This is a genomic window from Actinomyces wuliandei (assembly GCF_004010955.1).
Taxonomy (GTDB): Bacteria; Actinomycetota; Actinomycetes; order Actinomycetales; family Actinomycetaceae; genus Actinomyces; species Actinomyces wuliandei.
Map to the genome: position 1 here is coordinate 838084 of NZ_CP025227.1, position 15030 is coordinate 853113.

The window sequence follows — 15030 nt, forward strand, 5'->3', positions numbered from 1 at the left end:
CTCCTGCTCCCGCAGCCTGGTTGGGACGGCAGAGATCCGCTCAGAACCAGTGAGATCGCCGGTCTTCCAGGTCTGTCGCAGGGTATTCCTCCCACCGGGTGATTGTGGTCGCAGGTGTGGCAGACCAGGAATGTTCCTGCCTCTGGGCGGGTTAGGCAGGCGGAGGAGGCGAGGCAGCCGTCGCTGATGCCGACGTCGTGTCCTGGGGCGGCGTGGGCCGTTCGTGGTCCGGTGTCTGCGTCACCGCTGCGTCTGCCTGCTCCGGTCACCTGCAGCCGCCCGCACCTGAGGAGCAGTCGTCATGACGCGCAACGATGTCCCTGACAACGATGTCCCTGATCCCGAGCCCACCAACGAGGTCCTGTCCTTGCTGCGGCAGCGCCGCTCGGTGAGGGCCTTCACCGGGGAGAAGGTCGCGCAGGAGGATCTCACCCAGATCCTTCTGGCCACCCGGCAGGCTCCTACGTCTATCAACGCCGAGGGGCTGAGCCTCGTGGTCCTGCGTGACCGTGACCGTATCCAGGCTGTCGCCGATATTGCCAACGGACAGCCCCAGGTTGCCGGGGCGAACGTCGTCGTGGTGTTCGTCATCGACTACTACCGGACCGGGCTGGCGGCGCAGCAGCACCAGCGTGAGCAGGTGGTCCAGCGCAGTGCCGAGGGGATTCTTGTCGGTGCGGTGGACGCGGGTATCGCCCTGGCCACTTTTCAGACTGCGGCCCACAGCCTGGGATACGCTACCACCGCGATCGGCGGCATCCGTAACAACCCGGCCGCCCTCATTGAGCTGCTGGGGCTGCCCACTCACACCTTCCCTGTTGTGGCCTCCACCCTGGGTGTGGCGGACCGGCAGAAGACGCCTCAGGTCAAGCCTCGGGTTCCCCTGGAGTCCTACGCCATGGAGGAGCACTATGACGCGCAGGTGGTAAAGCGTGGCGCTCTCGTCTATGACGAGGTCCTGCGCGGCTGGTGGGACGCGCAGGGCATGACCCAGATGGGGACCTGGTCCCAGGACACCTCTTCTATGTACTCCCGGTACTATTTCCCGACGGTTGCCGCCACCATGGAGGCCCAGGGCTTCCGCTTCCTGGACGGCCCAGAGGAGTCAGAGGGCAGGGGGTCAGAGGACGGGCAGGGCCTTGGGGAGGCCACCTCCCGGGCGGGATGCTGACCACCAGGTACGCAGGACGACGTCAACGGCAGGAAAGGAACTGAGTGAGCGCGACTGGGGCTGACCTCTCGGGTCTCCGGGAGAGCGTTGACAGCTACCTGAGGCGCCGTCGGAGGATTCGTGCCTTCCAGACCAACGAGACCTACGCCGCGCTGGCTCTGGCGGTTGCCACGCTCCTGGCCCTGGTGTGGGCCAATGTCGGTCACAGCTACCACGACTTCTGGGACACGCCCGCCTCGGTTTCCCTGGGACACGTCAGCGTCGAGCTGACCCTCCACGGCTGGGTGGACGAGGGGCTCATGGCAGTCTTCTTCTTCATGGTCGGTCTTGACGTGCGCCGCGACCTCACCCTGGGCGAGCTGAGGCTGCCGGGGCGTGCCCTTCTGCCTGTGGCGGCTGCGGTCGGCGGGCTGGTCGTACCGGTCGTCGTCTTCCTCGCCGTCGCCGGCGGGACAGAGGGCTCCCACGCGTGGGGGACCGTCATCTCTACAGACACCGCCTTCGCTATCGGCATGCTCGCACTGGTCGGTCCCAGGCGGGCGCCACGTCTGAGGCTGTTGCTCATGGCTTTCGCCGTCATCGACGACATCGGGGCGCTGCTGGTCATCGCCGTCTTCTACACACGCTCCCTCAACCTGGTGGCCCTGGGCCTGGCAGCCCTGGGCCTGGTTGCGGTGTGGCTCCTGGCTCGGTGGGGTGTGTGGAGGGTCCCGCCCTATCTGGTGCTCGGGGTCGCGATCTGGTATGCCCTCTACCGCTCTGGGGTCCACGCCACCCTGGCGGGCGTGCTCATCGCCCTGCTCATGCCCGTCTACAGCCTACGACGCTCCGACGTCGACGGCGCCGTGGAGGTCGCCAGCCTCTTCCGTCAGGCGCCCGCGCCAGCCAGCGCCATGGTGCTTCGCGAGACGCTGGCTTACTCTATCCCGCTCAACCAGCGTCTGTCCACGGTACTGCCTCCTTACGTCAACTACGCGGTGGTGCCGCTGTTCGCCCTGGCCAATGCCGGGGTGGAGCTGTCCGGAGGCGCTGTCGCGGCGGCCGCGTCCTCCCGGGTCACCTGGGCGGTGGTTGCCGGCCTTGTGCTGGGCAAGCTCGTCGGGGTGTCGCTGGGGGCCGGCATCGTGCTGCGACTGGTCCCCTCCTCCCGCCTTCCTGGCCTGGACATGCCACGGGTCATGGCTCTGGGGGCGCTGTCCGGCATGGGCTTCACCATCTCCTTGCTGGTTGCGGGCCTTGCCCTGGAGGGGGAGGCAGTCCGCGACCAGGCTCGTGTCGGCGTGCTGTGCGCCTCGTTGCTGGCGCTGGTGCTGGCCACCGTCATCTTCCGTGTGGGTGAGCGCCTGTGGCCGCTACCTGCCAGGGAGGGGGAGGAGCTGCCTCGTGGCGTGGACATGGGCTCCGAGATCCTCTTCGGCTCGCCTGAGGCGCCCAACGTCCTGGTCAACTACGCCGACGTCACCTACGAGGACCGGTGGCGGCTCGTGGAGGCGCTGTGGGCGATCGAGCCCCTCGTGGCCTCCGGCAGGCTCGCGCTGGTCATGCGCCACAGGGTCACCGGCCCGGACTCCCTCATGGCCGCTCTGGCCCTGGAGGCCGCCTACGCCCAGCACCGCTGGAGCTCCTTCCACGACAGCCTGGCAGCCATGCGCGGCGAGGTGACCGAGAAGCGTATCGCCCGGGCCGCTCAGGAGGAGGGGCTTGACGTGGAGGCCCTGTGGCGGCGGGTGAGCAGTGCCGTTGATGAGCCCAAGGTCCTCAGGGAGACCCTGGAGGTTGACGGCCTGACCGAGGAGGAGGGCGCTCCGGTGCTCTACCTCAACGGACAGCGCCTTCACGGGGTCTTCAACCGCTGGACGCTGACGGAGGCGGTCCGCAAGGGGGAGGGGACCTCCTGACCGGCGTGGTCGCCGCAGATCCTGAGGGACGGTACAGGGTGCTAGTGCCGAGCTGCTTTCCCGTGAGACAGGGGGGCGGTGCTGCCCCCTGCGCGCAGCACCAGGAACTCTGAGAACGCCGGGAATACAGGAGCTCCGACGCTGCTGTCCCCAGGCGGGAGATTTTCACAGTGTTGGCACAGTCCTGTCCTGGCGAAGGCATGGCGTCTCGTGGTGTTATATTCCCCGGTTCTTCCTCCTGGCCCGCACGCTGCGGTCGCAGGGAGGTGTGGAGGACCGGGAAGAGTCGCAGACTGCACTACAGGAACGAGGAGCCTTGAGCTATGGAGATGAGACGACGCACCTTTGTCACTGCGGTTCCGGCCGCCACGGCCATGGGGGTCCTGGGGCTGGCAGCCTGCAGCGCGGGAGGCTCCGCAGGGTCCGGGTCCTCCGCCGCAGCCACGCAGGTGGCTACGACGAGTCCTGAGCTGGCTCTTGACAGCGCCGCCTGGTCCTACGACTCCGAGGGCGACGTCTACTACCAGCTTGGCGTCAGCTACGTGGCTGATCCCCAGGCGCCTGATTACGAGACCTTGTGCATCTGCGTGCCCGGGCCCTACATGGAGGCCAGTGACAACGGTGACGGGACCTACACCGCAGCAGTGAGCGCGCAGGGCTCGGTCGCCGACCTCACCGCACAGACCGCGCCCGTGGTCCTGCCGGTCAACACTCCCGGCTACTCTGCCCAGGCACCGCTCAGCGAGTACTCCTACGAGACCGTCCAGTCCTACATGGAGGCGGGCCTCATCTACGTCCACGTCGGCCTGCGCGGCAAGGACTCCACCACTGACTCCTACTCCGGCAACGCCCCCTGGGGCGTTGCCGACCTCAAGGCGGCGGTACGCTACCTGCGCTACAACGCCGACCTCCTCCCAGGAGACACAGAGAAGGTCTACGTCTTCGGTCACAGCGGTGGTGGTGCCCAGAGCGCCGTGGCCGGAGCGTCGGGCGACTCCGACCTGTACGCCCCCTACCTGGCCGCCCTGGGAGCTGCCACGACCGACGCCCAGGGCAATGCCCTGTCCGATGCTGTGGCCGGAGCCATGTGCTGGTGCCCCATCACCTCGCTGGACAGCGCCAACGGGGCCTACGAGTGGAACATGGGTCAGTTCGCCACGACCGGCACCCGTGCCGAGGGCACCTGGACCAGGCAGTACTCCTTGGACCTGGCTGCTGCTTATGCCGAGCACCTGAGCTCCCTGGGTCTGGCTGACGCGGACGGGAACGCCCTCACGCTGGAGCCCTCCGACGACGGCGTCTACCTCTCCGGCACCTACTACGACCACCTGGTGGGAGTCATCGAGACCTCGCTCAACGACTTCCTGGAGGTCACTACCTTCCCCTACACCCCCTCGTCCACGGAGACGGCGGGCATGGGCTCCGGGGCTCCCTCGGGGGAGGCACCCGCCAGCGAGGGTCCGCAGGGCTCCTCGCAGGGCAAGTCCCCCGAGGGCGGCACGGAGACTCCCTCCGAGGGTGGCACGCCTCTTTCAGGGCAGGCGCCTTCCGGAGACGGTGAGGGTGGCCCTGCGGGTGCGGCAGAGCCTGGTAGCGCTGGGAGCTCTTCAGAGTCCACCACGTATGAGACAGTCGAGGACTACATCGCCTATCTCAATACCGACACCGAGTGGGTGACCTATGACGCCTCGACAAACACGGCTACCGTGACTGGCCTGGCCGGGTTCGTCACCTCTCAGAAGCCTCCCTCCAAGGATGTGGGGGCCTTTGACGGCACTGACCGGGGCCAGACCGAGAACCTGGTTATGGGTGTGGGGGAGACCAGCCTGCACTTCTCCACCATGAGCCAGGAAGTCCTCACTGCGGGCCAGTCTGACTACTCCTCCCTGGAAGGCTGGAGCGAGGAGCACGGGGCGAGCGCCTACGAGGAGGACATGGCGACCACCGACTCCGAAGGCGTGGACATGGTTACCCGGGTCAGCATGTACGATCCCATGTACTACCTGGCCCAGGGCTCGCAGGGCTACGGTACGTCGTCACTGGCCCCGGCCTGGCGCATCCGTACCGGCATCACCCAGGGCGACACCGCCTCCACCGTGGAGGTGAACCTGGCCCTGGCCCTGGAGCGGGCAGGGGTCAGCAACGTCGACTTCGCCACCGTATGGGGGCAGGGCCATACCATGGCCGAGCTGACCGGAACCGGCGAGGAGAACTTCATCGCCTGGGTCAAGGAGACAGCAGCCGCCTGACCGTTCTTCAAGCAGGGCAGTCTTCCGTCCCTGGCCGTGGTCCTGACGGTGCTGGCGCTGGTCGCCTCAGCCTGAGTGGCAGCAGGCTGGCCGCCGTCCGGTGCGCCCTGGCTGGTGACAGGCGGTGGTCCGCAAGCTCCCGCTCGGACTTCCCTCCCACGGCCGGAAGGGGCGGGCTACCGGCAGACGGTGACCTGGACACCAGCCTCCTCCAGGACGGTGAGGTCACGCCCCGTCAGCTCCCCGGCCACCATGTCGCAGGTTGTCCCATTGTCGATGACAACGTTCTCGCCGTCCTCAATCAGTGTGGCTGTGCGCCGCGCCAGCAGCCGCCTCCACGTGACCCCGGCACACCCGGCGGCTGACGATACGGCAGCCGCACCCGCACGCGGCTCCCGCCACGAGCCGCCGGAGCGGCGGAGCCAGCCGACGGGCCGAGGGCCTGAGAGGCAGGACCTGCGAGCAAGACATAAGCAACATAAGGAGCAGGACGGCAGATGACCAGGATCGACCACGCCGCCCTGTGGGTGGGTGCCCTTGAGGCCGCCCGATCCTTCTACACCACTTGGTTCTCGGGAACCTCCGGGGACCTCTACCACAACCCTCGCCGGGCTGCGCACCTACATCCTGACCTTCGACGGGGGAGCGCGCCTGGAGCTGATGGCCCGCCCCGACGTCGCTGACGGGGTGGGTGGTGACCGGATGGGCTGGGCACACGTCTCCTTCTCCCTGGCTGACCGCCGGTCCGTGGACGAGATGGCCGCACGGATGCGTGAGGCCGGGGTGCGCGTCGTCGACGGACCCCGCACCACTGGTGACGGCTACTACGAGGCTGCCTTGCTGGACCCTGAGGGAAACCGGGTCGAGGTGGTCGCCGGGGGCTGCTGAGCCTCCTCTGGCTCTTTGGAGCAAAAGAGCCTGAACCCTCTTCCGAGTGATGAGTATCACCGTTAGACTGCGGGTGAGGCAGCGGGACAGTACGGTCCCCTCCTGCTGACGACCATGTTCCCAGGACGCTGTGAGGTCACATGCCTTCCACCCGTGGGGCCGCCGACTTCGACCCCGACCCAGCCAGTCCCTTTCTTTCCCGCGCCCCCAGGCCCGGGCCGGTGGCGTCACCAGGCGGGCCACCAGGCGGACGACGACGCCGCGCCTCCAGGCGCCCCAGGTCTGGCCTGCTGATGGCTCCCGTGTCCTGCCTGGCCTTGTCTGCCTGCTCGGCGGGCTCGGGGAGCCCAGGAGCCCAGGACCAGGACGGCCTTGGCGGAGGCGAGGCCAGTCTGGTCCTGCCCGACCTGTCGGCAGCCCGGGTCGCGGGCGTGGACGGAAGGGTCCTGCTGGCCGCAGGCGCGGTCGTCTGCCTGATGGGCCTGGGCTTCGGCCTGGCCACCTTCCTACGGCTGCGGCGTCTTCCTGCCCACGGCTCCATGCTTGAGGTCGCCGGGCTCATCTACTCCACCTGCCAGGCCTACCTGGTGCGCCAGGGACGGTTCCTCCTTGTCCTGTGGGGCTTCATCACCGCCGTCATCGTCATCTACTACAGGGCGCTGGTGGGATTCACCTGGGGGCGGGTAGGCGTCGTCGTGGCCTTCTCGCTGCTGGGTATGGGTGGGTCCTACCTGGTGGCCTGGTTCGGTATCCGGGTCAACACCTTCGCCAACGCCCGGACGGCCTTCGCCTCCCTGCGGGGGCGGCCCTACCCGGTGCACCGCATCCCCCTGAGCGCAGGCATGAGCGTCGGGATGGTCCTCATCAGCCTGGAGCTGCTCATGATGCTGGTCATCCTGCTCCTGCTTCCCGCCGACGTGGCCGGTGCCTGCTTCGTCGGGTTCGCCGTGGGGGAGTCCCTGGGCGCCTCGGCCCTGCGGATCGCCGGGGGCATCTTCACCAAGATCGCCGACATCGGCGCGGACCTGATGAAGATCGTGTTCAAGATCGACGAGGACGACCCCCGCAACCCCGGTGTCATCGCCGACTGCACCGGGGACAACGCCGGGGACTCGATCGGCCCCAGCGCCGACGGCTTCGAGACCTACGGGGTCACGGGTGTGGCGCTGGTGACCTTTGTCCTCCTGGCGGTCAACGACCCTGCCGTCCAGGCCACGCTGCTGGTGTGGCTGTTCACCGTGCGTGCAGCCATGATCCTGGCGGCGGGGACGGCGTACGCGCTCAACGGCGCCTGGACCAGGGCGCGCTACGCGCACGCGGAGCAGATGAGCTTTGAGGCGCCCCTGTCCACACTGGTGTGGCTGACCTCGCTGCTGTGCGTGGTGCTGACCTACCTGACCACGTGGCTCGTCCTGGGCGGGCTGGGCGCAGGCCTGTGGCTGCGGCTGGCCACGATCGTGACCTGCGGGACCGCAGCCGGGGCACTCATCCCCGAGCTGGTCAAGGTCTTCACCTCCACCAGGTCCCGTCACGTGCGTGAGACCGTCACCTCCTCACGCCAGGGCGGTGCGAGCCTCAACATCCTCTCTGGTGTGGTGGCGGGCAGCTTCTCCGCCTATTGGCTGGGCATGGCCGTCGTCGGCCTCATGGCGGCGTCCTACCTGCTCGGAGCCGACGGGCTTGACCAGTACATGCTGGCCCCCAGCGTGTTCTCCTTCGGCCTGGTCGCCTTCGGCTTCCTGGGGACAGGGCCGGTGACGATCGCGGTGGACTCCTACGGGCCGGTGACGGACAACGCCCAGAGCGTCTACGAGCTCTCCCGTATTGAGGAGGTCCAGGGTATCGGCACCGCGCTGTCCCACGACTTTGGCCTCACCCCCCAGTGGGAGCGGGCCAAGCTCCTCCTGGAGGACAACGACGGTGCCGGCAACACCTTCAAGGCCACGGCCAAGCCGGTGCTCATCGGCACCGCCGTCGTCGGGGCGACCACCATGATCTTCTCCATCATGATCGGCCTGACCGACCACCTCACCACCGGTATCGAGAACCTCTCCCTGCTTCACGCCCCCTTCCTCCTGGGGCTGGTGACCGGCGGCGCCGTCGTCTTCTGGTTCTCCGGTGCCTCGATCCAGGCCGTCACCACCGGCGCCAGCAGGGCCGTGGCCTTCATCCGCGGCTCCATCCACCTGGACACCCGGACCCAGCGGGCCAGCGCCGAGGACTCGCGCCGGGTCGTGGAGATCTGCACCCAGTACGCCCAGCAGGGGATGCTCACGATCTTCCTCGCCGTCTTCTTTGCTACCTTGTCCTTCGCCTTCATCGACCCCTACTTCTTTATCGGCTACCTCGTGTCCATCGCCGTCTTCGGCCTCTACCAGGCCATCTACATGGCCAACGCGGGCGGGGCGTGGGACAACGCCAAGAAGGTGGTCGAGGTGGACCTGCACATGAAGGGCACCGCCCTGCACGACGCCACCGTCATCGGTGACACTGTGGGTGACCCGTTCAAGGACACCTCCTCCGTGGCGCTCAACCCCATCATCAAGTTCACGACCCTCTTCGGGCTGCTGGCCGTCGAGCTGGCGGTGAGCCTGACGGAGCAGGGGGCGAGGGGGCTGGTGGCAGGCCTGTCCGTCCTGTTCCTCCTGGTCTCGCTCGTCTTCGTCCACCGGTCCTTCTACGCCATGCGTACCGCAGGCTCCGCAGCACCCGACGACCTCCAGGAGCACGACGAGGTCCCGGAAGAGGTCCTGGCAGAGCAGGAGAACCCGTCATGAGCATCGTCATCAAGCGCGACGACGTCGTCATCAGCGCCGACGGCCAGGTGGCTGGCCACGAGGCGGGCGACACCCTGGTGCGGAGGCTGCTGCGCATCTTCCCCGACGCGGTCCTTGTAGGCCCTGTGGCCAGACGAGGTACAAGCCGTCGCACCGGTGGCGGTGCCGACGGGGGTGACGGAGGTCTCGGTGACGCCCCTGGCAGCGTTCCTGGTGGCCGCACCACTGGCGCCGGTGGTGCCGACCGCAGCGGCCCGGGGGACTTCGACATCTTGCCGCTGGGGATGGTGGACCCGCGCAGCAGCGTGATCATCAACATGGACGTGGTGGACTCCCCCCAGGTCTACCTCCGCCTGGGCGGAGACGGAGACCTGGGAGACCCTGCTGGGCGCAGTGGCCCACGGGTCATGAACTTTGTCTGGACGCCGGTGTCCGACGGCGCGGACGAGGTCACGACGGCTGCGACAGCGCTGTCCTGCGCGCTGTTTCCCACCTTCGCCAACTCCGAGCGCACCGCCTCCGAGATCCGTGAGGTGGTGCGCCGCTGGACCGTCCCCCAGCTGGCGGAGAAGGCCCGCCTGGCCTGGGTCAACCTGGGGTTCCGCCTGGACCACATCCAGCCCCGCGACCCGGCTGACCCCCCGGTCGTGCTCTACCCGGCGATCTACCTGTCACGCAACAAGAGGCCGGAACTCTTCCTTAAGGTGGTGGACCGTGTCCGCAGGCGGGTGCCACTGAGGGTGGAGATGCGTCTGCACGAGTCCCACCTGGTCTCCGAGCGCGCCATGGTCGTGTCCCGGCGGGACTGGGTGTGGGTGGGGCCGCTGACCGCCACGCGCTCCTCCTACTGGCAGGCCCTGGCGCGCACGACGGCTTTCCTGGCCACCGCCCAGGAGGAGTCCTACGGCCTGCTCTACGTCGAGGCCCTGGGCGCGGGTGTGGTCGGTGTGCTGCCGGACCTTCCGTGGGCGAGGGCGCTGGTGCCCCAGGGCTACCCGTTCCTCTACCGCGGCGCGGCCCAGGCCGAGGAGATGCTGATCCGTGCCCTGCGTGACCCACAGGCCTGCCGTGCCCAGATGGACCAGTGCGCGGGCGGCTCCTTCGCGGCCTGGATCGCGGCCCACCACTCCGACGACGCCTTTGACCGGGCTGTCGCCCACCGGGTGCGGGAGTGGTTCGGCACCTAGGGACGTCTTGGTGCTGTCCGTCCCGCCGCCCTTGGCCCGCCGAGGCGTCCTCCACCTCCGAAGTGGTCGTGTCCTCCCACAGGGGGTTGTCCGGCTCGGCCGCCAGCTGCCCCAGCAGCCGGGGCTCCCCGGGGTACTCATCCCCCAGCTCGTCATTGAGAGCGGCGTGTGCCAGGTGGGAGGAGACCGCCGCCATGATCGCGGCACCCCGGGGGGCGGCGGCCAGGTTGTCCGCCTCGTGGGCCGTCGCGGCCTGCTGGTCTGCTGGGGCCTTGATCTGCCTGACGGGATACTGGCCGGGAGCCTGGTGGCCGATGTCGCTGTTGGCGGTGGCGAAGAGGATGTCCTGAGCCGGGTCCTCGAAGACCGCCGCCGCAGCGGCGATGTCCTCGGCGTCGGTGGCGTGGTTGATCGCGAACCATGTCTTGGCCGTCCTGCCCGGCCTGCACGAGTGGGTGCGGCTCCCCGACGGCCAGCTCAGTGCCAGTCGGCCCGCAGGGCGATTCGCCCTGCGGGCCGGTGCGGTCGGCTTCCTGCTCAAGGACGGCTCCCCGGAGCAGCTCCTGGAGGCGGTGCACAGCGCTGCCAGTGGTGAGCGGCTCTTCTCTGCGGCCGTGCTGGAGCAGCTGGCCGTCGTCGTGGCCCAGTGCCAGCTGGCAGAGCCCGAGCCGGGCGTCTCCTGGAGCGAGGAGCCTGCCGTGCCCGGACCCGGCCCTCAGCCGCTGGCCGCGTCGGGGTCGCCCAGGCCACCTTGCCCAGGGGACTCCTGGTGGTCGCCTCGGGCACGGTCACCCGTGTCGTGCTGGGTGCCTGCGGGCGCCAGGCCCCATCCGCCTCCAGGGCGGGCAGGAGCCTAGTCGGCGTCCAGGGTGGTCAGGTCGCCCTCGTCCTGTCCCAGCGCCCGGGCACGCAGGACCCGGCGCAGGATCTTGCCTGAGCGGGTCTTGGGCAGGGTCTCAGGGAAGTCGAAGGAGTCCGGCTTGGCGATGGGGGACAGGGTGGAGGCCACGTGCTGGCGCAGCTCGGCCTCCAGCCTGCGGGTGGGCTCGGTGCCGGGCAGAAGGACCACGGCCACGTGGACGGCGTGCCCCTTGACCTCGTGAGGCAGGCCCACGGCGGCCGCCTCGACCACGGCCGGGTGGGACACGAGCGCGGACTCCACCTCCGCGGTACCCAGGCGGTGGCCTGAGACCTTGATGATGTCGTCGGTGCGGCCGATGATCCAGAACCACCCGTCGGCGTCACGCCGGGCGGAGTCTCCCGTGTGGTAGAGGCCGGGGTACTTCTCCCAGTAGGTGCTCACGTAGCGCTGCGGGTCACGGTAGAGGGTGCGCATCATGGAGGGCCAGGGGCGCTTGAGGACCAGGTTGCCCTCGACCCCGTCGGGCACCTCGTGGCCGTCCTCGTCCACCACGGCAGCCTCCTGCCCGAAGACGGGACGGCCTGCTGCTCCGGGCTTCATGGGCATGGAGGGCACCGTGGTGATCTGGAACATCCCTGTCTCCGTCTGCCACCAGGTGTCGATGATGGGGCACCGCTCCTGGCCCACGACCTGGTGGAACCACGTCCAGGCCTCAGGGTTGAGGGGCTCTCCCACGCTGCCCAGCAGCCTCAGGCTCGACAGGTCGTGGCGCCTGACCCAGGCCTCGCCAAAACGCATGAGCGTGCGGATCGCCGTGGGGGCGGTGTAGAAGGAGGTGATCCCGTAGCGCTCGACGAGGTCCCACCACCGGTCGGGGTAGGGGTAGGTCGGGTTGCCCTCGTACATGAAGGTCGTGGCCCCGCACAGCAGGGGGCCGTAGACCAGGTAGCTGTGTCCGGTGATCCACCCCGGGTCCGAGGTGCACCACCACCGGTCCTCGTCATGGATGTCGAAGCAGTCGTGGAGGGTGACGTAGGTGCCCACCATGTAGCCGCCGTGGGAGTGCAGCACCGCCTTGGGCTGGCCGGTCGAGCCCGAGGTGTAGAGGATGAACAGGGGGTCCTCAGCGTCGAGCTGGAGGGTCTCGCAGCGGCCCTTGGCGACAGGCATCTTGCACAGCTCGTGGTACCAGTGGTCCCGGATCGGGTCCATGGTCACCTCGCTGCCCGTGTTGCGCACCACGATGACGTTGTGCACGGTGGGGGAGAAGCGTACTGCCTCGTCGATGATGTCCTTGAGCGGGAAGACCCGGCCGTTGACCCACGACCCGTCGGCAGTGACGACGACTGTGGACTCGGAGTCGTCGATCCGGGCGGTCAGGGCCTCGGAGGAGTACCCAGCGAAGACCACGGAGTGGATGGCCCCGATCTTGGCGCAGGCCAGCATGGTGAAGACGACCTCGGGGATCCGGGGCAAGTAGATGGTCACCACGTCGCCCTTGCCCACGCCCATCGCCTTGAGGATGTTGGCCATCCTCTCCACCTCCCGGCCGAGGGCGAAGTAGGAGAAGGTGCGTACCTGGGAGGTGTCCTCACCCACCCAGATGAGGGCCAGCTTGTTCTTGCGCGCCGTACCCAGGTGCCGGTCGACGGCGCTGGAGACAATGTTGGTCCGCGCTCCCGTGAACCAGCGGTAGAAGGGCGCCTCGGTGTCGTCGAGGACCGTGCGCCACGGGGTCGACCACTCCAGCTCCTCGGCCCTGCGTGCCCAGTAGCCCTGCGGGTCCGCCAGGGCCTCCTCCTCCAGCGCCCTCCAGTCGCGGACCCAGGCGTGCTCGGCTGCCTGCACAGGCGGGTCGACAAACGGGGACGGGGTGCTTGGTGCTGAAGACACTGACTGCTCGTGCGTGCGTGCCATGGTGCCTCCTCAGGCTCGTGGTGACGTCGTCGCTGACGTCCTCGGTGTACGTTTCTTGGTGACTGCCCTTGGCGCCGTCTCCGGCGCCGTCTTTGGCTCTGTACCGCCCCTGCCGACCCGTCATCGCTGACACCGGCACCGGCACAGCGGTGCGGTACCCGTGGTGCTGTGGCGCGGCTCCGCCAGGCCGTCAGCAGCCGGGCTGACAGGGTAGTGGCAAAGAGTACGTGAGGAGGCGGGTATCGCGCGACTGCTGTTGGTGAGCGGCAGTGAGCCTGAGGTCGCCTGGCGCACCGGTGACTGGTATCAAGGCTCTAGGCCCAGGGAAGGCCGACCAGCTTGCCGATGTGGGTTCCTGCGACGATATCGCGGTGGGCGTCTTGTATCCGTGACAGGGGGTAGGGGTGGATGGGGAGCAGGTCCAGGCTCCCTGTTGCAATAGCGTCCAGCACCCGTTGGAGCTCGCCCTGAGGGAGGGACTCGGCCCCGCCGGAGTAGGTAGTGAGCCTGACCCCGAAGGGGATCCAGTCCAGGGGGTAGAAGTCGGGAATCGTCCAGCTGTCGGAGAGCATGCCGGAGAAGCACACCGTGCCGTGCACGGCAGTGGCCTCCAGGGAGTCGCGCAGGGTGGGCACGCCCACCAGCTCCAGGGTGGCGTCCACGCCCTGGGGCGACAGCTCTCGTGCCCGGGGGGCGACCGCGCCGTCGTCGAGCAGAGGTGTCACCCCGCGTGAGGCCAGGAGATCCAGTCCCTCCTGGCGCCGGGAGGTCGCCAGGACCCGGCAGCCCTTCTCCTGTGCCAGCGCGGCGGCGGCCAGGCCCAGCGCCGAGGTCCCTCCCCGGACCAGCAGTGTCTGGCCGGGGCGCAGGTCCAGGCCCGTGGTCAGGGACCCGTAGGCGGTCTGCAGGGTCTCGGGGACGGCTCCGATGACCTCCCACGGCAGGTCGGAGCGGAAGGTAAGGAGCTGAGAGCGGGGGGCGACGACGTACTGGGCGTAGCCTCCGTCGAACTGGCGTCCCATGCCGCCCATGAGGGCGACGGCCTGGGTGCCGGGCGCGAGCTCGCCGGAGGGGTCCAGGTCCACCACACCCGTGGCCTCAATGCCGAGGATCCGTGGGAAGGTCATGCCCTCGGCAAGGCCTGTGACCGAGTGGTACTCGCTGCGGTTGAGGCCGAAGGCCATGACCTTGAGCCGGACCCACCCCTGCGGCGGGTCCGGGACGGCCAGCTCGGTCACCTGCAGGTTCTCCACGGAGCCCGGCTCGCTGAGGCGTGCGGCCAGCATCGTGGCTGGTGCCGCGTCCTGCCCGGAGGTGCCGGCCATGGTGGAGGAAGGGGTGGAGGAGGTGACTGATGAGGACATGTCACGCGCTCCTGGCTCGGGTGGCTCGGGTGGTGGCCGCGCGGGTGCGATGGCCGGACGGGTGGCTGGTCCCGCTGACTGCGGTGCCGGTGGTACCGGTGCTGTCTGTGCCGGGCGTGGTGCGTCCGGCCGACGGGTCCGCCGCTACCGTTGTGCCCGGCTCCTCCAGCACCTGCCTGAGCCAGGTGATCTCCGCCCGGCGGGCGGCGCTGGCTATCGTGATCATGCCCTGCCGGTAGGGGTCCGCCTCCTCGGCCTGGCGGCGAGGCCGCCCGTTGTCGTAGAAGAAGGCCGGAGGGGTCTGCAGAACCTCCATGCGGCGCCGCAGCACCTCCCGCTGCTCCTCGGGGGGCAGGCGGGACAGGAATGCCAGGACCGTGAGGAAGCGCGGCTGCGACTCCAGGTCGGCCCCGCTGGTGTCGCGCAGTATCTGGTGAAGGCGGGAGCGTCCTGACTCGGTGATGGTAAGTGTGCGGCGGACCCGGCGGCTGCTGCCCGCGTCCTCACGGGTCAGGTAGCCAGCGGCCTCCAGGCGGGACAGAGCGGGGTAGAGGCTGCCTGCGCTGAGCCTGGTCCCTGGTCCCCCCAGCTCCAGGATACGGCGCCGCAGCTCGTAGCCGTGGAGGGGGCCGTCGTCCAGGAAGCCCAGGATCTGCAGGTCGAGCACGACACCATGATACGTCAAGATATATCGCATCGACATAGAAGTTGATGCCT

The 15030-nt window shown here is 68.7% G+C and carries 10 protein-coding genes and 1 pseudogene; 7 read left to right on the forward strand and 4 right to left on the reverse strand.

Annotation, left to right across the window (positions count from 1 at the left end; translation table 11 throughout):
- Positions 1–301: 301 nt before the first annotated feature.
- The 6 genes from CWS50_RS03445 (at position 302) to CWS50_RS13175 (ending at position 10170) form a co-directional block, all read left to right on the forward strand.
- Positions 302–1171, forward strand: coding sequence for a nitroreductase family protein (locus CWS50_RS03445; RefSeq protein ID WP_127841675.1), 870 nt, complete (start codon positions 302–304; stop codon positions 1169–1171).
- Between the two features lie 44 nt (positions 1172–1215).
- On the forward strand, positions 1216–3069 hold the full coding sequence (gene nhaA, locus CWS50_RS03450; RefSeq protein WP_127841676.1) for a Na+/H+ antiporter NhaA: 1854 nt from the start codon (positions 1216–1218) through the stop codon (positions 3067–3069).
- Between the two features lie 323 nt (positions 3070–3392).
- Positions 3393–5318 carry a subtype A tannase gene (locus CWS50_RS03455; RefSeq protein WP_127841677.1) on the forward strand — a complete coding sequence of 642 codons (1926 nt, stop codon included), beginning with the start codon at positions 3393–3395 and terminating at the stop codon, positions 5316–5318.
- A gap of 537 nt (positions 5319–5855) precedes the next feature.
- Positions 5856–6206 carry a VOC family protein gene (locus CWS50_RS03460; RefSeq protein ID WP_306821219.1) on the forward strand — a complete coding sequence of 117 codons (351 nt, stop codon included), beginning with the start codon at positions 5856–5858 and terminating at the stop codon, positions 6204–6206.
- A 293-nt stretch (positions 6207–6499) separates the two neighbouring features.
- Positions 6500–8983, forward strand: a complete 2484-nt coding sequence (locus tag CWS50_RS03465) for a sodium-translocating pyrophosphatase (protein ID WP_127843209.1) — start codon at positions 6500–6502, stop codon at positions 8981–8983.
- Positions 8980–10170, forward strand: coding sequence for a glycosyltransferase family 1 protein (locus CWS50_RS13175; RefSeq protein ID WP_206610462.1), 1191 nt, complete (start codon positions 8980–8982; stop codon positions 10168–10170). Before CWS50_RS03465 ends, CWS50_RS13175 begins: the two co-directional genes overlap by 4 nt.
- 325 nt (positions 10171–10495) lie before the next feature.
- Here the strand turns inward: CWS50_RS13175 and CWS50_RS13405 are convergent.
- Positions 10496–10657: pseudogene (locus CWS50_RS13405) on the reverse strand (penicillin acylase family protein); the annotation flags it as partial.
- On the opposite strand from CWS50_RS13405, the gene CWS50_RS13935 reads away from it, so the two are divergent.
- On the forward strand, positions 10578–11027 hold the full coding sequence (locus CWS50_RS13935) for a hypothetical protein (protein ID WP_306821218.1): 450 nt from the start codon (positions 10578–10580) through the stop codon (positions 11025–11027). The pseudogene CWS50_RS13405 and the gene CWS50_RS13935 overlap by 80 nt on opposite strands.
- Here the strand turns inward: CWS50_RS13935 and acs are convergent.
- From acs to CWS50_RS03495, 3 genes are all read right to left on the reverse strand, one after another.
- Complete coding sequence (gene acs / locus CWS50_RS03485) at positions 11024–12949, reverse strand: acetate--CoA ligase (RefSeq protein WP_127841678.1); 1926 nt, start codon at positions 12947–12949, stop codon at positions 11024–11026. The genes CWS50_RS13935 and acs overlap by 4 nt on opposite strands.
- A gap of 314 nt (positions 12950–13263) precedes the next feature.
- Complete coding sequence (locus tag CWS50_RS03490; protein ID WP_243118441.1) at positions 13264–14313, reverse strand: zinc-binding dehydrogenase; 1050 nt, start codon at positions 14311–14313, stop codon at positions 13264–13266.
- A 1-nt stretch (position 14314) separates the two neighbouring features.
- On the reverse strand, positions 14315–14980 hold the full coding sequence (locus tag CWS50_RS03495; RefSeq protein WP_127841679.1) for a PadR family transcriptional regulator: 666 nt from the start codon (positions 14978–14980) through the stop codon (positions 14315–14317).
- Between the last annotated feature and the right edge of the window lie 50 nt (positions 14981–15030).